This window comes from Duganella lactea, assembly GCF_009857505.1.
Lineage (GTDB): Bacteria > Pseudomonadota > Gammaproteobacteria > Burkholderiales > Burkholderiaceae_D > Rugamonas > Rugamonas lactea.
On sequence record NZ_WWCP01000049.1, the window covers coordinates 1 to 20,026 of the forward strand.

At 65.7% G+C, this 20,026-nt stretch carries 19 protein-coding genes; 6 read left to right on the forward strand and 13 right to left on the reverse strand.

The window, feature by feature from the left end; all coding sequences use genetic code 11:
- The 4 genes from GTP44_RS24505 to GTP44_RS24520 form a co-directional block, all read left to right on the forward strand.
- Nucleotides 1-402 (forward strand): DUF58 domain-containing protein (locus GTP44_RS24505; protein WP_161021477.1); only part of this gene is annotated, 402 nt, incomplete at its 5' end.
- Entirely contained in the window at nucleotides 399-2,396 is a 1,998-nt protein-coding gene (locus GTP44_RS24510) for a transglutaminase TgpA family protein (protein WP_371867319.1), read from the forward strand. The genes GTP44_RS24505 and GTP44_RS24510, both read left to right, overlap by 4 nt.
- Nucleotides 2,387-3,535, forward strand: coding sequence for a lytic murein transglycosylase B (gene mltB, locus GTP44_RS24515; RefSeq protein WP_161021478.1), 1,149 nt, complete (start codon nucleotides 2,387-2,389; stop codon nucleotides 3,533-3,535). The genes GTP44_RS24510 and mltB overlap by 10 nt, the downstream gene beginning before the upstream one ends.
- Before the next feature lie 430 nt (nucleotides 3,536-3,965).
- Entirely contained in the window at nucleotides 3,966-4,322 is a 357-nt protein-coding gene (locus tag GTP44_RS24520; RefSeq protein WP_161021479.1) for a hypothetical protein, read from the forward strand.
- Nucleotides 4,323-4,382: 60 nt separating this feature from the next.
- Here the strand turns inward: GTP44_RS24520 and cysM are convergent, their stop codons facing one another.
- Entirely contained in the window at nucleotides 4,383-5,285 is a 903-nt protein-coding gene (gene cysM, locus GTP44_RS24525) for a cysteine synthase CysM (RefSeq protein WP_160992953.1), read from the reverse strand.
- Nucleotides 5,286-5,409: 124 nt separating this feature from the next.
- On the opposite strand from cysM, the gene GTP44_RS24530 reads away from it, so the two are divergent.
- Entirely contained in the window at nucleotides 5,410-7,176 is a 1,767-nt protein-coding gene (locus GTP44_RS24530) for an FAD-dependent oxidoreductase (RefSeq protein WP_161021480.1), read from the forward strand.
- Between the two features lie 279 nt (nucleotides 7,177-7,455).
- Nucleotides 7,456-7,962, forward strand: coding sequence for a hypothetical protein (locus GTP44_RS24535; protein WP_229257070.1), 507 nt, complete (start codon nucleotides 7,456-7,458; stop codon nucleotides 7,960-7,962).
- Between the two features lie 83 nt (nucleotides 7,963-8,045).
- On the opposite strand, the gene GTP44_RS24540 is transcribed toward GTP44_RS24535, so the two are convergent.
- The 12 genes from GTP44_RS24540 to hisC all read right to left on the reverse strand — a co-directional run bounded on the left by GTP44_RS24540 (nucleotide 8,046) and on the right by hisC (nucleotide 20,023).
- Nucleotides 8,046-9,404, reverse strand: coding sequence for an MBL fold metallo-hydrolase (locus tag GTP44_RS24540; RefSeq protein WP_161021481.1), 1,359 nt, complete (start codon nucleotides 9,402-9,404; stop codon nucleotides 8,046-8,048).
- Nucleotides 9,405-9,459: 55 nt separating this feature from the next.
- The gene (locus GTP44_RS24545) at nucleotides 9,460-9,756 is read right to left on the reverse strand and encodes a ComEA family DNA-binding protein (protein WP_160992786.1); all 297 of its coding nucleotides are present in this window, start codon (nucleotides 9,754-9,756) and stop codon (nucleotides 9,460-9,462) included.
- Nucleotides 9,757-9,858: 102 nt separating this feature from the next.
- A complete protein-coding gene (gene rfaE1 / locus GTP44_RS24550) occupies nucleotides 9,859-10,782 on the reverse strand; it encodes a D-glycero-beta-D-manno-heptose-7-phosphate kinase (protein WP_161021482.1) in 924 nt (307 codons plus the stop codon).
- A gap of 10 nt (nucleotides 10,783-10,792) precedes the next feature.
- The gene (locus GTP44_RS24555; protein ID WP_161021483.1) at nucleotides 10,793-12,160 is read right to left on the reverse strand and encodes a UDP-glucose dehydrogenase family protein; all 1,368 of its coding nucleotides are present in this window, start codon (nucleotides 12,158-12,160) and stop codon (nucleotides 10,793-10,795) included.
- A gap of 54 nt (nucleotides 12,161-12,214) precedes the next feature.
- A complete protein-coding gene (gene lapB, locus GTP44_RS24560; RefSeq protein ID WP_160992789.1) occupies nucleotides 12,215-13,390 on the reverse strand; it encodes a lipopolysaccharide assembly protein LapB in 1,176 nt (391 codons plus the stop codon).
- Nucleotides 13,391-13,396: 6 nt separating this feature from the next.
- On the reverse strand, nucleotides 13,397-13,702 hold the full coding sequence (locus GTP44_RS24565) for a LapA family protein (protein WP_160992790.1): 306 nt from the start codon (nucleotides 13,700-13,702) through the stop codon (nucleotides 13,397-13,399).
- 105 nt (nucleotides 13,703-13,807) lie between these two features.
- Nucleotides 13,808-14,113: an integration host factor subunit beta gene (locus GTP44_RS24570; protein ID WP_008446215.1), complete on the reverse strand. Its 306-nt coding sequence runs from the start codon at nucleotides 14,111-14,113 to the stop codon at nucleotides 13,808-13,810.
- A 21-nt stretch (nucleotides 14,114-14,134) separates the two neighbouring features.
- A complete protein-coding gene (gene rpsA, locus GTP44_RS24575; protein ID WP_160992803.1) occupies nucleotides 14,135-15,811 on the reverse strand; it encodes a 30S ribosomal protein S1 in 1,677 nt (558 codons plus the stop codon).
- A gap of 88 nt (nucleotides 15,812-15,899) precedes the next feature.
- Entirely contained in the window at nucleotides 15,900-16,568 is a 669-nt protein-coding gene (gene cmk, locus GTP44_RS24580; RefSeq protein ID WP_160992791.1) for a (d)CMP kinase, read from the reverse strand.
- Nucleotides 16,569-16,573: 5 nt separating this feature from the next.
- Entirely contained in the window at nucleotides 16,574-17,893 is a 1,320-nt protein-coding gene (gene aroA / locus GTP44_RS24585) for a 3-phosphoshikimate 1-carboxyvinyltransferase (RefSeq protein WP_160992792.1), read from the reverse strand.
- Nucleotides 17,894-17,989: 96 nt separating this feature from the next.
- Nucleotides 17,990-18,904, reverse strand: coding sequence for a prephenate dehydrogenase (locus GTP44_RS24590; protein ID WP_161021484.1), 915 nt, complete (start codon nucleotides 18,902-18,904; stop codon nucleotides 17,990-17,992).
- On the reverse strand, nucleotides 18,905-20,023 hold the full coding sequence (hisC, locus tag GTP44_RS24595) for a histidinol-phosphate transaminase (RefSeq protein WP_371867321.1): 1,119 nt from the start codon (nucleotides 20,021-20,023) through the stop codon (nucleotides 18,905-18,907).
- Nucleotides 20,024-20,026 lie beyond the last annotated feature (3 nt).

Here is a 20,026-nt window from a genome sequence, read left to right on the forward strand (position 1 = left end):
CCCTTGCCGGCGGCGGCGGCGGCCGGCGCCGACGGCCATGGCGCGGCGGGGCTGGAGCAGTTCGCCGGCATCCGCGCCTATCGGCCCGGCGACCCGCCGCGCCATCTGGCGTGGCGGCAGATCGCCCGCCACGATCCGGCGCTGGGCGGACAACTGGTGAGCAAGCATTTCGAGGGCGGCGCGGTGGCTGGGCTGACGCTGAATTTCGCCGCGCTGCCGGCGTCGATGGCGCTGGAGCACAAGCTGTCGCGTCTGGCACGCTGGGTGCTGGAGGCCGAGCAGCGCGCGCTGCCCTACCGCTTCACGCTGGGGCGGCACGACTACGGTCCGGCGCGCGGCGACGCCCACCGCGCGGCCTGCCTGCAAGCGCTGGCGCTGTTCGGCCACGAGGACGCGGCGTGAGCGGCGCTTCGCTGACGCGCGACAAGGCCGACACGCTGCTGTTGCTGCTCGCCGCGCTGATGGTGCTGGCGCCGCATTTGCCGCATCTGCCGGCGTGGATCAGCGCCCTCGCCTGCGCCGCGCTGCTGTGGCGCGCCGTGCTCACCTGGCGCGGCCGGCGCCTGCCGTCGGCATGGCTGCTGGTGCCGGTCGCGCTGGCGGCCATGGCCGGCGTGCAGCTGTCCTACCGCAGCTTGCTGGGGCGCGACGCCGATGTCGCCATGCTGGTACTGCTGCTGACCTTCAAGCTGCTGGAGATGCGCGCCCGGCGCGACCTGTTCGTGGTCACCTTCCTTAGCCTGTTCGTGCTGCTGACCAGCTTCCTGTACGCGCAGTCGATACCGGCCGCGCTGTGGGCCGGCGCCGCCGTCGCGGTGCTGCTGACGGCGCAGCAATCGTTCCAGTACACCGGCGCCGTACCGCCGCTGCGCCGGCGCCTGCTGACCACGGCGCGTCTGGCGGCGCTGGCGGCGCCGCTGGCGCTGCTGCTGTTCATCGCCTTCCCGCGCGTCCAGGGGCCGCTGTGGGGCCAGGCCGGCGCGGTGCCCGGCGGCACCACCGGCATCAGCGACAGCATGGCGCCGGGCACGCTGGCGCGGCTGGCGCAGTCGGACGAGATCGCCTTCCGCGTGCGTTTCGACGGCGCCGCGCCGGCGCAGCACCAGCTGTACTGGCGCAGCGTGGTGCTGGGTGACTACGACGGCCACAGCTGGACCCGGGTGCCGCGCAAGCGCGGGCTGGAACGGCTGACGGTGCAGGTGCGCACGCGCGGCCCGGCGCTGCGCTACGCAACCACGCTGGAGCCGGCCAACACGCGCTGGCTGGCGCTGCTGGAGCTGTCCGGCGCCACGCTGTCGCTGCCCGGCTATCGGGTGCGCGACAGCGACGAGCTGGAGCAGTTCGCCACCGAGCCGATCACCCGCCGCGTGCGCTTCGCGGCAAGCGCCTGGCCAAGCTACACGCTGCAGGCCGGCGAGCAGCCGCAACATATGACGCGCTGGCTGGCGCTGCCGGACGGCTTCAATCCGCGCACGCTGGCGCTGGCGCGGCAGTTGCGCGCCGCGCAGCCGGACGCCGACGCGCGCCAGCTCAACCAGACGCTGCTGGCCCGCTTCCGCGCCCAGGACTACCGCTACACGCTGGCGCCGCCACTGGCCGGGCGCGACGCGGTGGATGACTTCCTGTTCGACAGCCGGGCCGGCTTTTGCGAGCACTACGCCAGCGCCTATGTGGTGCTGATGCGCGCCCTGGGCGTGCCGGCGCGGGTGGTCACCGGCTACCAGGGCGGCGAGCGCAATCCGCTCGACGGCGTGCTCAGCGTGCGACAGTCGGACGCCCATGCCTGGGCCGAGTTCTGGACCGCGCGCGACGGCTGGCAGCGGGTTGATCCGACCGCCGCCGTGGCGCCCGAGCGGGTGCAGCGCGGCCTGGCGCGCGCGCTGCCGCGGCCGGCGCCGTTCGGACTGGGGCCGCTGATCGCGCTGCAAAACGATCCCGCCTCGTGGCTGGCGCAGCTGCGCTATGGCTACGCCGCGTTGAATAATTCTTGGAATCAATGGGTCCTGGATTACAATCCCGACAGGCAGCGCAATTTCCTTGGAGAACTAGAAAGCGCCGCCGGCCACTGGCGCGAGGCGTTGGCCGTCGCGCTCGGATGCGCGCTGTGCGGCGCCCTGCTGTGGCGCCGCTGGCGGCGCGCGCCGGCCGAAGTGCTGGACGGCCTGTACGCGGCGTTTTGCCGCCAGCAGGCGCGCCATGGCTATGCGCGCGGCGCGGCCGAGGGACCGCGCCGCTATGCGGCGCGCTTGCGGACGATGCCGGCCACACCGCGGAAGCACGCGGCGATGGCGCAGTTTTTACAGCTGTACGGTATGCTCAAGTATGCGGCCGTGCCACCCGAATCACGTCCGGCGTCGCTGGCGACGCTGAAAACCCTGTTACCTTTATGCCGATGAAGACTTTAATCACCGCCTTGCTGCTGAGCGCAGCCACCCTCAGCGCCAGCGCCGTCGCGCAGGTCGACCGTTACGGTTACAAACTGCCGCCGAGCATGCAGCAGAAAAAGAAAAAGCCGGCCGCGGCGAAGAAAAAAGCCGCGCCGGCGGTCGACTACACCGGCGAGTACGTCAACTTCGGCGACTGGCAGGAGGTGCGCGCCTTCCTTGACGACGTCGCCGCGCGTGACGGCTTCGACCGCGCCGAGCTGAGCACGCTGATCAACCAGGTGCGCTATGTCGACACCGCCGTGCAGTTGGTCAAGCCGGCGCCGCCGGGCAAGCCGAAGAACTGGCAGGCGTACCGCACGCTGATGATCGATGCGGTGCGCACCGACGCCGGCGTCAAGTTCTGGAACGACAACACCGAGGCGCTGCAACGCGCCGAATCGCTGTACGGCGTGCCGGCCGAGATCATCGTCGCCATCATCGGCGTCGAGACGGTGTACGGCCGCAATACCGGCCGTTTCCGCGTGCTGGACGCGCTGACCACGCTGGCGTTCTCGTATCCGGAGGCGCCGCAGCGGCGCGAGCGCATGGCGTTCTTCCGCGGCGAGATCGAGGCCACGCTGCTGTACGCGCGCCAGACCGGCATCGATCCGCTGTCGCTGAAGGGCTCGTTCGCCGGGGCGCTGGGCATGCCGCAGTTCATGCCCAGCAGCGTGATGAAATACGCGGTGGACTTCGACGGCGACGGCAAGATCGACCTGCTGAACTCGGCCACCGACGCGATCGGCAGCGTGGCGGCCTTCCTCACCAGCCACGGCTGGCAGCGCGAACAGACCGGGCCGATCGTGCAGGCGGCCACGGTGTCGCCCAACCGCGCGTGGGCGCCGCTGTTGCAGCAGGGCCTGAAGGCGAGCTACCGCCCCGCCGAACTGACCGCGGCCGGCGTCAGCACCGCCACACCGGCGCCGGATCAGCTGTACGGCCTGGTCGATCTGCAGAACGGCGCCGAGCCGTCCGAGTACTGGCTGGCCAACACCAATTTCTTCGCCATCACGCAGTACAACCGCAGCTATTTCTATGCGATGTCGGTGGTGGAACTAGGCAAGGCGGTGCGGCTGGCGCGCGGCGGCGCGGTCGCTTCAGGGATGTAAGCAAGCGTAAAACGGCTTGTCGCGTGGCACGCGCCACGCTATTGTTTTATTGACACTTGGCAACATCCATCCAGACCACGGCGAAATTAATGCTGATGAGCATGAAATAAGCTGCTAAACAACAACGATTGTTATACAATTAACTTTAATTCATAATTAAAAGTGTGCGTCGCAGATTAACATAGAAGTCAGTGTATAATTCTCACACATTGTTGCAGTTAGACAACAATACCACGCGGGAATACGCACTTTTCATATTGCTGCTGAGTATTAGATTGCACCGTGTTGTACAATTGAGTATATATTATATAACTTGTTATCCTGAAATCCGCGTCCGCGTGCGTCTGCTCCTGGTAAGGATGGGACATTAACGGCAGCAAAGATCGAGTGTTGTACTTTGCAGGACAACTTTACTGAAGGAAAAGACGACATGACAAACCAAGTCGGCATAGACATGAACAACGATGCGGATGGCGATGATCTGCTGCAATACAATCCCAACCGCCTGCTCGATACCCTGATCGAGAACCTGCGCCTGAAAAACGACGCGGCGCTGTCGCGCGCGCTGGAAGTGGCGCCACCGGTGATCAGCAAGATCCGTCACCACCGGCTGCCGGTCGGCGCCTCGCTGCTGATCCGCATGCACGAGGTGTCGGACCTGAGCATCCGCGACCTGCGTTACCTGATGGGCGATCGCCGCAACAAGTTCCGCATCAGCGACAAGCAGTTCAAGCCGAAGGAAGGCGAAACCCCGAACGGCGGCAGCACCAACAACAACCAGGGCTGATCGCCCCGGTTGCCGGCGGCGCCCTCGTCCCTCTTGCAGGGGCCGAGGGCGTTGTCGCTTTCAGGCCGGGAACACCCCGGTCGACAGATAGCGGTCGCCGCGGTCGCAGACGATGAACACGATCGTGGCGTTCTCCACCGTCTGCGAGATGCGCAGCGCGATTTCGCAGGCGCCGGCGGCCGAGATGCCGCAGAAGATCCCCTCCTCGGCGGCCATGCGGCGCGCCATGCGTTCGGCCGCCGCCTGCGACACCGACTCCACCCGGTCGACCCGCGCGCGGTCGTAAATCTTCGGCAGGTAGGCTTCCGGCCATTTGCGGATGCCGGGGATCGACGAGCCCTCCTCCGGCTCGGCGCCGATGATCTGGATCGCCGGATTCTGTTCCTTCAGGTAGCGCGAGGTGCCCATGATGGTGCCGGTGGTGCCCATGGCGCTGACGAAGTGGGTGACGCCGCCGTCGGTGTCGCGCCAGATTTCCGGGCCGGTCGACTCGTAGTGGGCGCGGGCGTTGTCCTGGTTGCCGAACTGGTCGAGGATGATGCCCTTGCCGTCCTTCTGCAACTGCTCGGCCATGTCGCGCGCGTATTCCATGCCGCCGGTTTTCGGCGTCAGCATGATCTGCGCGCCGTAGGCGGCCATGCTCTGGCGGCGCTCGATGCTCAGGTTCTCCGGCATCAGCAACAGCATCTTGTAGCCGCGGATGGCGGCCGCCATCGCCAGCGCGATGCCGGTGTTGCCGCTGGTGGCCTCGATCAGCGTGTCGCCGGGGCGGATGTCGCCGCGCTCCTCGGCCCGGCGCAGCATCGACATCGCCGCCCGGTCCTTGACCGAGCCGGCCGGGTTGTTGCCTTCGAGCTTGCCGAGAATGATGTTGTTGCGGGCGGCGGCGTCCGCGCCGGGCAGGCGCGTCAGCTGCACCAGGGGCGTGTTGCCGATCGTGTCTTGCAGAGTCTTGTAGGCCATCGTGTTCGTGTTGGAGTTCGCCAAAACGTCCATTTTAGCCGAGTTGCGGCAATGCGGCCCACGGCGCCCCCGGCATGCGATAGACTGCACCATTCGTGCAACCCGCGTCTATTCCGGAACCGCCATGACCACCTCCTCCGCAGAACTGCTCCCCGACGACATCCCGGACGACCCGGCGCCGTCCGCCACGCTCGACCTGGAACAGCGTCACCACCAGATTTTCCCCACGCTGAGCGCCGCCGACATCCGCCGCATGCAACGCTTCGGCCATGTGCAACACTTCGACGACGGCCAGATGATTTTCGAGGCCGGCAAGACCAGCTTCGGCCTGATGCTGGTGCTCAAGGGCGGCATCGACGTCAGCCGCTACGACGGCCTCGGCAACACCGCCTACGTGACCACCCACCAGCCCGGCCAGTTCAGCGGCGAGGTGGCGCAGTTGTCGGGCCGGCCGGCGCTGGGCAACGGCCGCGCCAGGGGCGAGGTCGAAGTGCTGGTGGTGCCGTCGGAGGCGCTGCGCCAGCTGCTGGTCGCGCACGCCGAGCTGGGCGAGCGCATCGTGCGCGCGCTGATCCTGCGCCGCGTCGGCCTGATCGAACAGGCGTCGAGCGGGCCGGTGATCGTCGGCCCGCGCGGCCATGGGCGCATCCACGCGCTGCAAACGTTTTTGCAGGCCAACGGCCACCCGCACATCGTGCTCGACCCCGAGCACGACCAGCAGGCGGCCGGCCTGATGGCGCGTTACCAGCCCGCGCCGGACGAGCTGCCGCTGGTGGTGTGCCCGGACGGCGAGGTCAGGAAGAATCCGAGCGTGGTCGACATCGGCCGCTGTCTCGGCATGCTGCCTGCGCTCGACAGCGACAAGGTGTGGGACGTGATCGTGGTCGGCGCCGGCCCGGCCGGCCTGGCGACGGCGGTGTACGCCGCCTCGGAAGGGCTGTCGGTGCTGGCGCTGGAAACCCGCGCCTACGGCGGCCAGGCCGGCGCCAGCGCGCGCATCGAGAACTACCTCGGCTTCCCGACCGGCGTGTCGGGCCGTGCGCTGGCCGGCCGCGCTTACGTGCAGGCGCAAAAGTTCGGCGTCGAGATCGCCATTCCGGCGCCGGCCGGGCGACTGATCTGCGACACCTATCCGCTGCAGGTGGAACTGTGCGGCAGCCTGCAGCGGCTGCGCGCCAAAACCGTGGTGCTGTCATGCGGCGCGCGCTATCGCCGGCCGTCGCTGGCCAACCTGAAGCAGTTCGAGGGCAAGGGCGTGTACTACTGGGCGTCGCCGGTGGAGGCCAAGCTGTGCAAGACGGAAGAGATTATCCTGGTCGGCGGCGGCAATTCGGCGGGCCAGGCGGCGGTGTTTTTGTCGGGCTATGCGCGCAAGGTGCATATGCTGATCCGCAAGGACAGCCTGGCGTCCACCATGTCGAGCTACCTGATCGAGCGTATCCAGGCCACGCCGAATATCGAGCTGCACACCTGCGCCGAGATCGTCGCGCTGGAGGGCGATGACGATGGCCTGAAACAGGTGCGGGTGCGCGATGTGCGCGCCGGCGAGGAGCGCGATTACGATGTGTGCCGGGTGTTCCTGTTCATCGGCGCCGAACCCAACACCAGTTGGCTCAGTGATTGCGGCGTGGATGTCGACGGCAATGGCTTCATCCGCACCGGCTTCGACGTCCTCAAGGCGCAGTGCAAGGCCAATTTCGCCAACGGCGTCTATCCGCGCGATTTGCCGTCGCGCGCGGCGCTGGAGACCAGCGTGCCGGGCGTGTTCGCCATCGGCGACGTGCGCGCCAGCTCGACCAAGCGCGTCGCCGCCGCCGTGGGCGAAGGCGCGGCGGTGGTGTCGCAGATCCACCAGTTCCTGGCCAACCTGCCACCGGATACGCCGCGCTGATCTTCCCCTGGCGGCGTGCCGAGGATATGGGTATGGGTTGGCTGGTACGGAACGTTGCGGGAAACTGTCTCTTTTGGCTTTCTCTTTTTGTCTCTTTTTCTCTCTTTTGAACTCCTGCCGCGCCACGCGGTCTAAGAGACAGAAAGAGACAAAAAGCGAACGAAAAAAAGGAGAAAAGAGAATGAATCCCGCACGCGTCGCGCACATACCCCCCCACCTATACTCCCGGACATCGTTTATGACGAGCTGCGCGTTTATCTGCGCGCGAGCGGCAGCACGTTGTCACCCGGCGAGGCGCTAATCAAGGCGGTGCAGGCCTGGATCGCCAAGGGCCGCGCCGACGCCATCCCGGCGCGCGGCTACCAGTGGAAACAGCTATTTCTCCCTGAAGGCACACGCGTGCGCTTGCGCGTCATCACAACCTGGCACGTCGCCACCATCGTCGGCGACGCGCTAATCTACGAAGGACAAGCCGTCTCGCCGCATCAGATGGCCAAGCAAGCCGTCGGCGACGGCCGCAACGCCTGGCGCGAAATCTGGGTGCTGCTACCGGGCCACAGAAACTGGACCAATGCCGCGCTGATGCGCGCGCAACTGCTCAAGCAAGCCGCGAAGGTGCCGCCCACGCCAGCTGAGGCAATGGGCGTCGCCGCCAAAGCCATGAGCGAGGCGCTGAGTACCGCCCTGACCTTGGTCGCTCACGCCAACCAGCAAGCCCAGAACACGCTGGAGCGCCGCCTGCCCAAATACCGTCGCGCGTGGGATACGTTGGAAGACGTCGATTAAAGATAGCATTTCACTCGCCAGCTGCTAAGCATTTGATTGCAAGCGGTTTTTCCGGACACTTTAAAGATGGCGCGAGAGGGCGCTCAAGATGCGCCACCACGACCGCCGAGAGTGGCGGACCCGCTTTCGGTACGCCCCTTGATGCGCGCCAGTTGGGCGGCCTGGTAGGCGGCGAAGCCGTTGTCGAACAGGGTGCGGATCAGCGGGTCGTCAACGATGTCGGCGTCGGCCGGGGCACCGTCGATGCGCAGGTACATGCTGGTCAGCGATTCGCCCAGCGCCAGGCCGGCGTACAGCTTGGCCAGCGGGATTTCGGTCAGCCAGGTCGGCGCTGCTTCGTCGCCGGCCAGCGCGATATCATCGCCGTGGATCTGATAGCGGAAGCGCCGCACGCCGCCGTCATGGTCGTAGACCGACAGCTGCCATACGCACGGCGTGGAGAAGTAGCTGTCTTCCGGCAGTTCCATGTCTTGATACCGCTGCAACAGGCCGTGGCGGCAGAAGTCCAGCACCAGCGCGATTTGCCCGGCCGTCAGTGGCGCGAAGTGGCGGGCGATGTCGGCCGTGGCCGGCGGCACGATCTGCGGATCGTATTCGTAGTCCACATCCTGCTCGCCCACCGGCAACACCCATGGCAACGGCGACGCGGGCGTCAGCCCGTCCGCGCTCAGCTCGACCGAGACCGATGGATTCAGCCGCACCACCCGCGCCGTCGGCAGCCACGCGGCCACGGCCGCGCCGAACTGGCGGTAGGTGATCGGGAACATCGCGTGGTTGTACCACGACCATGGCTCCTGCCGGAACTGACACGAGCTTGGCACGACGTAGCGCGGCGCCAGCGCCTGCAATTGCGCCGGCCACTCTTCCGGCAACGCCACCGGCCCGCGCTCGGCGCGCGACGGCGCGATCACGTCCACCTCGCGCATGGTCTGGAACGGCCACAGCACCATGTCCCACGGCGCGAACGGTTTCAGTTGCTCCAGCGTTTCCGGATCCATCCACGCATCGACCACGTTGAGCACATTCAGGCCTTCGGCGCGGATGTGGAACATCGAATCGACATCGGCCTCCAGCGCGCGGCGCGGGATCACCTCGATGCCGCCCACGCGCACCGGCACCGGCACATCCACCGCCAGCGGCCGCACGTTGACGAAGCCCAGTTCGCGGATCATCGCGAACAGTTCGTCGAACAGGCAGTACAGGTAAATCGGCGTGGCGCGGTCGAGCAGATCGAGGCTATCCAGCGAGCAATGGTCATCGTGAAAGTGGGAGATAAAGACGGCGTCTGGCCGCAAGTCCCGCACCCGCGCCAGATCGAAGCGCACGTCGGGAAACGCATGGCAATTCCTGCTGAACGGATTTTCAAACACCGGGTCAAACAGGATCTGCGTGGCGCCGCTTTCAAGCGCGTAACCGGCGTGGAGGATGCGGGAAATTTTCATAGCCCGCATCATCTCACGCGCCGCGCACGCCGTCACGCCATGCACGGCGCCGGGCCTATTTGGCGGCCTTGAGCGGCGCGCCGTCCTTCGACTTGCCATTCACCTGCAGACCGGCCTCGGACAGCCGCGCCGCGTTCTTGGCGCCGATGCCTTTGACGCGCGCTTCAAAATCGGACCAGTCCTTGAACTCGCCTTTCTTGCGTTCTTCCAGGATGGCTTTGGTCTTGGCCGGGCCCAGGCCGCGGATGCCGTCCAGCGCCGCCTCGTCGGCCTTGTTGACGTCGACCTGCGCCCAGGCAAAGGTCATCGATGCCATCAGCGCGGCAAGGGCCAGCAACAGTTTCTTATACATAGCATGTCTCCGTTCAGGTTAAGCAAGGGCGACCATTCGCGCCTTGAATACCCTAAACGGAGCCCGGCAGTGGCGCGGTTGACGGCGCACTGCTGACGCACATCAAGACGGGAACAGCTCCTCGTGGGTCACCGTCGCCGTGCCCAGCTTGCCGACCACGATGCCGCCGGCGCGGTTGGCCGTTTCCACCGCCTCCTGCCAGCCGGCGCCCGCGCCCAGCATGCAGGCCAGCGTGGCGATCACCGTGTCGCCGGCGCCGGAGACGTCGAACACCTCGCGCGCTTGCGCCGGCATGTGGAACTGCGCGCCGTCGGTGTACAAGGTCATGCCCTCTTCCGAACGGGTCAGCAGCAACGCGTCCAGCTTCAGCTCGGCGCGCAGCGCCTGCGCCTTGGCGCTCAGTTGCGCCTCGCTGCTCCAGGTGCCGGCGATCAGCTTGAACTCCGACTTGTTCGGCGTCAGCACGGTGGCGCCGGCGTAGCGGCTGAAATCATCGCCCTTCGGATCGACCATCACCACCTTGCCGGCCGCGCGCGCGGCGGCGATCATGTCGGCCACCGCCACCAGGCTGCCCTTGGCGTAGTCCGACAGCACGATCACCTCGTAATCGGCCAGCAGCGCCTTGAACTGCTCCAGCTTGTCGCGCAGCACGGTGTCGGTCGGCGCCTCCTCGAAATCGATGCGCACCATCTGCTGCTGGCGGCCAATCACGCGCAGCTTGATGATGGTCGAGATGGCGTCGTCGCGCTTCAGATAGCTGCGGATGCCGCCGCCGTCGAGCAGGCGCTGCACCTCGTCGCCCGCCTCGTCGTTGCCGACGATGCCCAGCAAGCCGGCCTGCGCGCCCAGCGCCGCCGCGTTGCGCGCCACATTGGCGGCGCCGCCCAGGCGCGCCTCGCGCTTCTCGATGCGCACCACCGGCACCGGCGCCTCCGGCGAAATGCGGCTGACGTCGCCAAACCAATAGCGGTCCAGCATGACATCGCCGACCACCAGCACCCGTACCTGCTTCAGATTCGTCGTCATGGTCGGCCTCTCAGTTGCGGGTCAGGACCGAGCGGCCGATGCCGTGGTATTCAAAGCCCAGCTCGGCCATGACATCCGGCTCAAACAGGTTACGGCCGTCGAACACCACCGCGTGCTTCAGCGCCGCCTTGATCTGGCCGAAGTCCGGGCTGCGGAAGGCCTTCCACTCGGTGACGATGACCAGCGCCTCGGCGCCGTCCAGCGTGTCCATCGGGCTGGCCGCGAAACGCACCCGCGCCAGCTCGGCCGCGCTCAGGTCCAGCGCCAGCACCCGCCGCGCCTCGTCCATGGCGACCGGGTCGTACACCGCCACCGTGGCGCCGGCGTCCAGCAGCTGGCGGATCAGCACCCGCGCCGGCGCCTCGCGCATGTCGTCGGTGTTCGGCTTGAACGCCAGGCCCCAGATGGCGAAGTGCTTGCCGCCCAGATAGGCGCCAAAGCGCGACAGCAGCTTGCGCCCCAGCACCAGCTTCTGCTTGTCGTTGACCGTCTCCACCGCGCGCAGGATGTGCAGGTCCTGCTCGTACTGGCGCGCGGTGCGCTCCAGCGCCTGCACGTCTTTCGGGAAGCACGAGCCGCCGTAGCCGGCGCCGGCGTACAGGAAGCTGTGGCCGATGCGCGGATCGGAACCGATGCCGCGCCGCACCGCCTCGATGTCGACACCGACGTTGTCGGCCAGGTTGGCCAGCTCGTTCATGAAGGAGATGCGCGTCGCCAGCATGGCGTTGGCGGCGTATTTGGTGAACTCGGCCGAGCGCACGTCCATCCAGAAGGTGCGCTCGTGATTGCGGTTGAACGGCGCGTACAGGCGCTTCATCAGCGCCGCCGCCTGCAAGCCCTCCGGCGTGCTGTCGTGGCCGATGACGATGCGGTCCGGCCGCATGAAGTCCTCGACCGCCGCGCCCTCCTTGAGGAACTCGGGATTGGACACCACGGTGAAGCCGGCGTCGACGCCGCGCGCCTGCAACTGCTCCTGCAGCGCGATGCGCACGCGGTCGCCGGTGCCGACCGGCACGGTCGACTTGTCGACCACCACCTTGAAGCCGGTCATGTATCGGCCGATATTGCGGGCGGCGGCCAGCACGTACTGCAGGTCGGCCGAGCCGTCCTCGTCAGGCGGCGTGCCAACCGCGATGAACTGCACCTCGCCGTGTTCGACCGAGGCCGCGACATCGGTGGAAAACCGCAGCCGGCCGGCGGCGCGGTTGCGCGCCACCACCTCTTCCAGGCCCGGCTCGTGGATCGGGATGCCGCCGTTGTTGAGCAGATCGATCTTGCGCTGATCGACGTCGAGGCAGAACACATCGTTGCCCAGCTCGGCCAGGCAAGCGCCGGTGACCAGGCCCACATAGCCGGTACCGATGATGGTGATTTTCATGACAATGCTTTCGTAATGCCGCGTCACACCGGCGGCTGCCGGCATGACGGTGGGTTAATTCATAACGTTCAATTCTTCGGTGCGGCGCGGCGGGTAGGTTTCCCAGCGGCTGCAACCGGGGCACTGCCAATAAAACTGGCGCGCCTTGAAACCGCAATGGCTGCACTGATAGCGCGCCAGCTTCTGCGTATAGCCGTGCAACAGGTTCTTCACCAGCGACAACTCCGGCACGACATTGGCCGGCGCATCGACCAGCCGCGCCTCCAGCAGCTTGTCCAGGCCCAGCAAGGTCGGCGTGCGGCGCAACTCATTCGACACCAGCTGCTTGGCGGCGTCCAGGCCCTCCAGTTCCAGCACCACCTTGTACACCACCTCGATCAGGTCGATCGACGACGCCTGCTCCAGATAGGACTTCAGCAGATTGAGCCCCTCCTGCGGCCGCCCGACCTTGCGGTAGCCATCCATCAGCCGCTGCGCCACCAGCGCCACGTGCGGCACGCTGAGCTGCTCGACGCGGCGCCAGCTGACCAGCGCCGCCTCGACATCGCCCTGCGCCAGCAGCGCGTCGCCGCTCAGCATGGTGGCGCGGACGTTGACGCGGTCGGCCTGCAGCGACTGCTCCAGCAGCGCCAGCGCCTGGTCCGGATGCAGATGCACCAGCGCGTCCTGCGCCAGCTCGCAGTAGAACTGCGCGATCTGCTTCTGGCGCGAGCCGGCGCCCGACTCCTGCAGGCCGATCGCCGCCTCGATCGCGCGCGGCCACTCCTTCTCGCGCTGGAAGATCTCCAGCAGCGCGCGCCGCGCCGGCGCCGAATAGGTGCCGTGGATCAGCGCGTCGAAGGTCTCCTCGGCGCGGTCCAGCAGGCCGGCCTTCAGATAATCCATGCCCAGCTCATACCGGGCGTGGTCCTTCTGGTCCTGCGGCAGGTCCGGCCGCGCCAGCAGGTTCTGGTGAATGCGGATGGCGCGCTCGGTCTCACCGCGGCGGCGGAACAGATTGCCCAGCGCGAAGTGCATATCGGCCGATTCCGGATCGAGCCGGACGATTTCAATGAAGGCGTCGACCGCCTTGTCCTGCTGATCGTTGAGCAGGAAGTTCAGGGCCTTGTAATAGCCGCGCGGCAGCGTGCGCGACTCCGACACCACGGCGCGCATATCGACGCGCGCGGCCAGCCATCCCAGGCCGAACAGCACCGGGATGCCCAGTAACCACCAAAGTTCAAATTCCATGTGTGCTTATTGTTGTGTATTAACGCTGTCCGGCTGCGGCTGGCCGGTGGCCTGCCGCGCCGATGCTTGCAGCGTGTTGATGGTGGTTTTGTGCTTGTTGCTTTCGCGGCGATGGCGGAACACCGTCGGCGTCAGCGCCAGCACGCCGAGCGCGGCGCCGGCGACGAAAAAGCCGAGCAGCATCAGCACCAGCGGGCCGCGCAGTTCGTAGTGCAGGAACAGTTGCAGATCAACTTCCTGCGAGTTCTTCAGCGCGAAGCCGAAGAACAGCACAAATATGATGAAGCCTATGATGGGGGAGATGAATTTCATCAGCCGGAATCCTGTGTAATGCCAAGAGCGCCAGTATCGCACCTCGGGCCACAAAAAAAAAGCGGCATCCCGAAGGACGCCGCTTTTGCTTAACTATGGAATGCTTCAGTCCTCGATGATCGGTTGCCCGACCATCGCGTCAACCCGCTCGCGCAATTGCTTGCCCGGCTTGAAGTGCGGCACCCGTTTTTCCGGCACCATCACCTTGTCGCCCGACTTCGGGTTGCGCCCGATGCGTGGTGGCCGGCTGTTGAGGGCAAAGCTGCCAAAACCGCGGATCTCGATGCGCTGACCGGTCGCCAGGGCGTTGGTCATCGCATCCAGTATGGTTTTGACGGCATATTCCGCATCCTTGGCCACCAGCTGGGAATAACGCTCAGCCAGGCGATTTATGAGTTCGGACTTAGTCATCGACTAGTTCTTGGTTCTTGCTTAGTTCTTGTTATCCAGCTTGGCTTTCAGCAGTGCGCCCAGGCTGGTGGTGCCCGAGGCGGCGCTGCTGTCGGCGGCGATGTTTTTCATCGCTTCCGCGGTGTCGGCCGAATCTTTGGCCTTGATCGACAGCTGGATCGAACGTGCTTTACGGTCGATGTTGATCACCAGCGCTTCGACGGCATCGCCGACTTTCAGATGGGTGCCAGCATCTTCCACGCGGTCACGCGAGATTTCCGAAGCGCGCAGGTAGCCTTCAACTTCTTCCGACAGTTGGATCACGGCGCCTTTCGGCTCCACCGATTTCACGGTACCGGTCACCAGCGAACCTTTGTCGTTCATGGCGGCGTAGTTGTTGAATGGATCGCCTTCCAGTTGCTTGACGCCCAGGGACACGCGCTCGCGCTCAACGTCGATGGCCAGAACGATGGCTTCCAGTTCGTCACCTTTCTTGAACTTGCGCACGGCTTCTTCGCCGGACTCGGTCCACGACAGGTCGGACAGGTGCACCAGGCCGTCGATGTTGCCGGCCAGACCGATGAACACGCCGAAGTCGGTGATCGATTTGATCGCGCCGCGGACTTTGTCACCTTTCTTATGGGTCACGCCGAAGTCGTCCCATGGATTGGCTTTGCACTGTTTCATGCCCAGCGAAATACGACGACGCTCTTCGTCGATTTCCAGAACCATGACTTCCACTTCGTCGCCCAGTTGAACCACTTTGTTAGGCGCGACGTTTTTGTTGGTCCAGTCCATTTCGGACACGTGTACCAGGCCTTCGATACCTTGTTCCACTTCAACGAACGCACCGTAGTCGGTCAGGTTGGTGACTTTACCGAACAGGCGGGTGCCTTGTGGGTAACGACGGGACAGACCGGTCCAAGGATCGTCGCCCAGTTGTTTCACGCCCAGCGAAACACGGTTTTTCTCTTGATCGTATTTCAGCACTTTGGCGGTGATCTCCTGACCCACGGTCAGCACTTCCGATGGGTGACGCACACGACGCCATGCCAGGTCGGTGATGTGCAGCAGGCCGTCGATGCCGCCCAGATCCACGAACGCGCCGTAGTCGGTGATGTTTTTCACCACGCCGGTGACCACGGTGCCTTCTTTCAGCGTTTCCATCAGTTTCTGACGCTCTTCGCCCATCGAAGCTTCGATGACGGCGCGACGCGACAGCACCACGTTGTTACGCTTGCGGTCCAGTTTGATAACTTTGAATTCGAGGGTTTTGCCTTCGAATGGGGTGGTGTCTTTGACTGGACGGGTGTCGACCAGCGAACCCGGCAGGAAGGCGCGGATGCCGTTGGTCAGCACGGTCAGACCGCCCTTGACTTTGCCGTTCACGGTGCCGACGACGATCTCGCCCGACTCCATGGCTTTTTCCAGTGCCAGCCACGACGCCAGACGCTTGGCTTTGTCGCGCGACAGGATGGTATCGCCGAAACCATTTTCCAGCGATTCGATGGCCACGGAAACGAAGTCACCTACTTTGACTTCCAGTTCGCCTTGGTCATTCTTGAATTCTTCAACAGGGATGAATGCTTCCGATTTCAGGCCGGCGTTGACGATCACGAAGTTGTGATCCAGACGAACGACTTCAGCCGAGATCACTTCGCCCGAACGCATGTCTTGACGCGACAGCGATTCTTCGAAGAGGGCTGCAAAACTTTCCATATTAGACATTGTGTTTCCAGGTTGCCAGCAAGTCTCGCGGTATGCGACTTCAACTGGGTTAGGTTGATAAAGGTATTACTTGGCGATACTACTTGCCAATCCCGGCGTACCATGCCAACACTTGATCAACCGCTTCGTCAGCGGTCATTTCAGAGGTATCGAGCACCTGCGCGCCGTCCGCTGGCGCCAGCGGCGCGATCGTCCGTTGCGTATCACGGTCATCGCGGGCCTGCAAATCCACCAGTAGGTCTTGCATATTAGCAGAAAATCCCTTGTCGATCAATTGCTTATAGCGGCGCTCGGCGCGCGCCTTGACCGAGGCGGTCAGAAACACCTTCAGCGGCGCGTGCGGGAAGATCACCGAGCCCATGTCGCGGCCGTCGGCCACCAGGCCGGGCGCCTTGCGAAAGCCCAGTTGCAGCCCGGTCAGCGCATGGCGCACCGCCGGGAAAGTGGCGATCTTCGACGCCGTGTTGCCGACCTCCTCGGCGCGGATCGCGTCGGTGACGTTTTCATGCGACAAAATGATGTTGCCGCCTTCAAAACTGCAATGCAGGTGCTCGGCCAGCTTGGCCAGCGCGTGTTCGTCGGCCAGATCGGTCTGGCGGCGCAGCGCCGACAGCGCGGTCAGGCGGTACAGCGCGCCCGAATCCAGGTAATGGAAGCCGAGCTTATCGGCAACGCGGTGCGCGACCGTGCCCTTGCCGGATGCGGTGGGGCCGTCGATGGTGATGACTGGAATCTGGGAAGTTGGCATATCGGTTACTTTGCAATGCGCGCAAACGCGGTGAAATAGTCGGGGAAGGTCTTGTTCACGCATTTCGGATCGTTGATGCGGGTGGCCGCGCCCTTGCGCAGCGCGCCGTCCAGCGACACCAGCGAGAAGCACATCGCCATGCGGTGGTCGTCATAGGTGTCGATGGTGGCCGGCGCCAGGGCGGCCGCGGCCGGCGGCGTCACCTTGAGGTAGTCCGGCCCCTCCTCCACCGTGGCGCCGACCTTGCGCAGCTCGGCCGCCATGGCGGCGATGCGGTCGGTCTCCTTGACGCGCCAGCTGGCGATGTTGCGCAGCGTCGAGGTGCCGTCGGCGTACAGCGCGGCCACGGCGATGGTCATGGCGGCGTCCGGAATGTGATTGAAGTCGGCGTCGATGGCCTTCAGCGGGCCGTCGGCCTGCGCCTCGATCCAGTTGTCGCCCATGGTGATGCGCGCGCCCATCTGCGCCAGCGCGGCGGCGAAGCGCACATCGCCCTGGATCGAGTTGTTGCCCACGCCCTCGACCCGCACCGGCCCGCCGCCGATGGCGCCGGCCGCCAGGAAGTACGACGCCGACGAGGCGTCGCCCTCGACGTGGATGGTGCCCGGCGACTGGTAGACCTGGCCCGGCTGGATGGTGAACGAGGCCCAGCCATCCTGCTCGACCGTGACGCCGAAGCGGCGGATCAGGTTCAGCGTGATTTCGATGTAGGGCTTGGAAATCAGTTCGCCGACGACGTCGATGGTGATCGCGTGCTCTTTGGCCATCAGCGGCGCCACCATCAGCAGCGCGGTCAGGAACTGGCTGGACACGTCGCCGCGCACCGACAGGCGCTCGCTGGTGATCTTGCCCTGCTTGATGTGCAGCGGCGGGAAACCCGGGTTGCCGGTGTACTCGACGTGGGTGCCGGCGGCGTTGAGCGCGTCCACCAGATCGCCGATCGGGCGCTCGTGCATGCGCGGCACGCCGTGCAGCGTGTAGTCGCCGCCGATGACGGCCAGCGCGGCGGTCAGCGGGCGGATCGCCGTGCCGGCGTTGCCCATGAACAGATCGGCCGATTGGTTCGGCAGCACGCCGGCCACGCCGGTGACGTGGTGGATGGTGCCGGTGGCGGTTTGCTCCTCGGTCCATTCGACGCCGAGCGCGCGCAGCGCCGCCAGCATGACGGCGGTGTCGTCCGACGCCAGCAGATCGACGATATCGACCTTGCCTTGCGACAGCGCCGACAGCAGCAGGATGCGGTTGGAGATGGACTTGGAGCCCGGCAGGCGCACCGCGCCTTCAACGTGGGGGACCGTTTGCAGGTCGAGGTATTCGTGAGTCATACAATTCCTTTAGCGCCAGCCGTGGTTCCCGCGAAGGCGGGAACCCATGCTGAGCGCGCGTTCTATGGACTCCCGCCTGCGCGGGAGTGACAACGGTTATTCTGCCTTATCGGGCGACGGCGGCGCCTCGGCCGCCTCGATCGCGGTGATCCACTGGTGGCGGGCCCGCTGCGCGTTGCTGTAGACCCGCTCCAGCGCCGCACCATCGCCGGCCGCCAGTCGCGCGCGCAACAGCGTCAATTGTGCCATGTACGCATCCAGCTCGGTCAGCAGCGCCGGCTGATTGGCCAGGCTGATGTCGCGCCACATCTCCGGCGACGAGCCAGCGATGCGGGTAAAGTCGCGGAAACCGCTGGCGGCGTACTGGAACAGCAAATCCGCATGCGGCTTGCGGGCGATATCGTCCACCAGCGCATAGGCCAGCAAGTGCGGCAGATGGCTGACGGCGGCGAACACTTTATCGTGCTCCCGCGGCGTCAGGCGGTGGATGATGGCGCCGCAGGCACGCCAGGCGGCGGCCACCCGTTCGATATCGGCCGCGCTGTTTTCAGCCAGCGCGGTCAGCACCACTTTCTTGCCGATGTACAGATGATCGATGGCGGCGTCCGGGCCATTGGTCTCGCGCCCGGCGATCGGATGGCCCGGCACGAACTGCGCCACCTTGCCACCCAGCGCGCGGCGCGCGGCCGCCACCACGTCGGACTTGGTGCTGCCGGCGTCGGTGACCACGGCGCCCGCCGGCAGGTGCGGCGCGATCGCGGCCAGTATCGACTCGGTCTGCGCCACCGGCGCGGCCAGCAGCACCAGATCGGCGCCGTGCAGCGCGGCGGCCAGCGAGGGCTCGCCGGTCACGCCGACGGCGTCGATGATGCCCAGCTCCAGCGCGCGCGCCATCGAGGCGGCCGAGCGGCCGACACCGACGATCTCGCGCACCGCGCCGGCCTTCTTCAGCGCCCGCGCAAACGAGCCGCCGATCAGGCCTACGCCGAAGATTACGACTTTGTTCAGCATTTATTCCGCCAGTGCGTTGGTCAGCGCTTCGATGCAGGCGTCATTCTCCTCCGGCAGGCCGATGGAGATACGCAGCCATTCCGGCAAGCCGTAGTTGCCGACCGGGCGCACGATCACGCCCTGCTTCAGCAGCGCCAGATTGATGCGCGCACCGGCGCCGGCATCGTCACCCACTTTCACCAGCACGAAGTTGCCATACGATGGCACATACGCCAGTCCCAGCTTGTCGAACGCCGCCACGAACTGCTGGTAGCCGGCGTTGTTGTTCTCCGCGCCGCGTTGCAGGAAGGCCTGGTCGTTCAGCGCCGCGATCGCCGCCGCCTGCGCCAGCGAGTTGACATTGAACGGCTGGCGAATACGGTTCATCAGATCCGTCAGCGCCGGCTGCGCGATGGCGAAACCGACCCGCAGCCCCGCCAGGCCGTAGGCCTTCGAGAAGGTGCGCGACACCAGCAGGTTGGGATACCGCTTCACCCACTGCGCCGATTCGAACTGGTTTTCGGGCGCCAGGAATTCGTTGTACGCCTCGTCCAGCACCACCACCACGTGGGCCGGCACCTTGGCCAGAAACGCCTCGATGTCGGCGGCCGGAATAAAGGTGCCGGTCGGGTTGTTCGGGTTGGCGATGAACACCAGGCGCGTGTCGTCGCGGATCGCCGCCAGCATCGCCGGCAGGTCGTGGCCGTGCGCCCTGGCCGGCACCACGATGTGCCGCGCGCCGACGCCCTGCGTCGCCAATGCATACACCGCGAACGAATACTGCGAATACACGACCGACTGGCCGCGCTCCACAAACGCGTGCGCGGCGATTTCCAGAATGTCGTTGGAGCCGTTGCCCAGCGTGATCCAGTCGGCCGGCACGTCATAGCGCCGCGACAGCGCGCCTTTCAGGTCAAAGCCGTTGGCGTCCGGGTAGCGCCCCAGTTCGGCGACGGCGGCGGCCATCGCCTGCCGGGCCGATTCCGGCACGCCGAACGGGTTCTCGTTGGACGCCAGCTTGACGATGCTGGCCTCATCCAGGCCGAATTCGCGCGCCACTTCGGCGATCGGTTTGCCGGCCTGGTAAGGGGCGATGGCGCGGACGTATTCAGGTCCGTAATGCTTGCTCAGATTGCTCATAGT

Bases quoted from the DNA above. Each gene is read 5' to 3' on its own strand.
- aroA (WP_160992792.1), bottom strand. From the start codon at position 17,893: ATGACTCACGAATACCTCGACCTGCAAACGGTCCCCCACGTTGAAGGC.
- rfaE1 (WP_161021482.1), bottom strand. From the start codon at position 10,782: ATGACGACGAATCTGAAGCAGGTACGGGTGCTGGTGGTCGGCGATGTC.
- GTP44_RS24520 (WP_161021479.1), top strand. From the start codon at position 3,966: ATGACAAACCAAGTCGGCATAGACATGAACAACGATGCGGATGGCGAT.
- mltB (WP_161021478.1), top strand. From the start codon at position 2,387: ATGCCGATGAAGACTTTAATCACCGCCTTGCTGCTGAGCGCAGCCACC.
- cmk (WP_160992791.1), bottom strand. From the start codon at position 16,568: ATGCCAACTTCCCAGATTCCAGTCATCACCATCGACGGCCCCACCGCA.
- rpsA (WP_160992803.1), bottom strand. From the start codon at position 15,811: ATGGAAAGTTTTGCAGCCCTCTTCGAAGAATCGCTGTCGCGTCAAGAC.
- lapB (WP_160992789.1), bottom strand. From the start codon at position 13,390: ATGGAATTTGAACTTTGGTGGTTACTGGGCATCCCGGTGCTGTTCGGC.
- GTP44_RS24545 (WP_160992786.1), bottom strand. From the start codon at position 9,756: ATGTATAAGAAACTGTTGCTGGCCCTTGCCGCGCTGATGGCATCGATG.
- GTP44_RS24570 (WP_008446215.1), bottom strand. From the start codon at position 14,113: ATGACTAAGTCCGAACTCATAAATCGCCTGGCTGAGCGTTATTCCCAG.
- GTP44_RS24565 (WP_160992790.1), bottom strand. From the start codon at position 13,702: ATGAAATTCATCTCCCCCATCATAGGCTTCATCATATTTGTGCTGTTC.
- hisC (WP_371867321.1), bottom strand. From the start codon at position 20,023: ATGAGCAATCTGAGCAAGCATTACGGACCTGAATACGTCCGCGCCATC.
- GTP44_RS24530 (WP_161021480.1), top strand. From the start codon at position 5,410: ATGACCACCTCCTCCGCAGAACTGCTCCCCGACGACATCCCGGACGAC.
- GTP44_RS24590 (WP_161021484.1), bottom strand. From the start codon at position 18,904: ATGCTGAACAAAGTCGTAATCTTCGGCGTAGGCCTGATCGGCGGCTCG.
- GTP44_RS24555 (WP_161021483.1), bottom strand. From the start codon at position 12,160: ATGAAAATCACCATCATCGGTACCGGCTATGTGGGCCTGGTCACCGGC.
- GTP44_RS24540 (WP_161021481.1), bottom strand. From the start codon at position 9,404: ATGAAAATTTCCCGCATCCTCCACGCCGGTTACGCGCTTGAAAGCGGC.
- cysM (WP_160992953.1), bottom strand. From the start codon at position 5,285: ATGGCCTACAAGACTCTGCAAGACACGATCGGCAACACGCCCCTGGTG.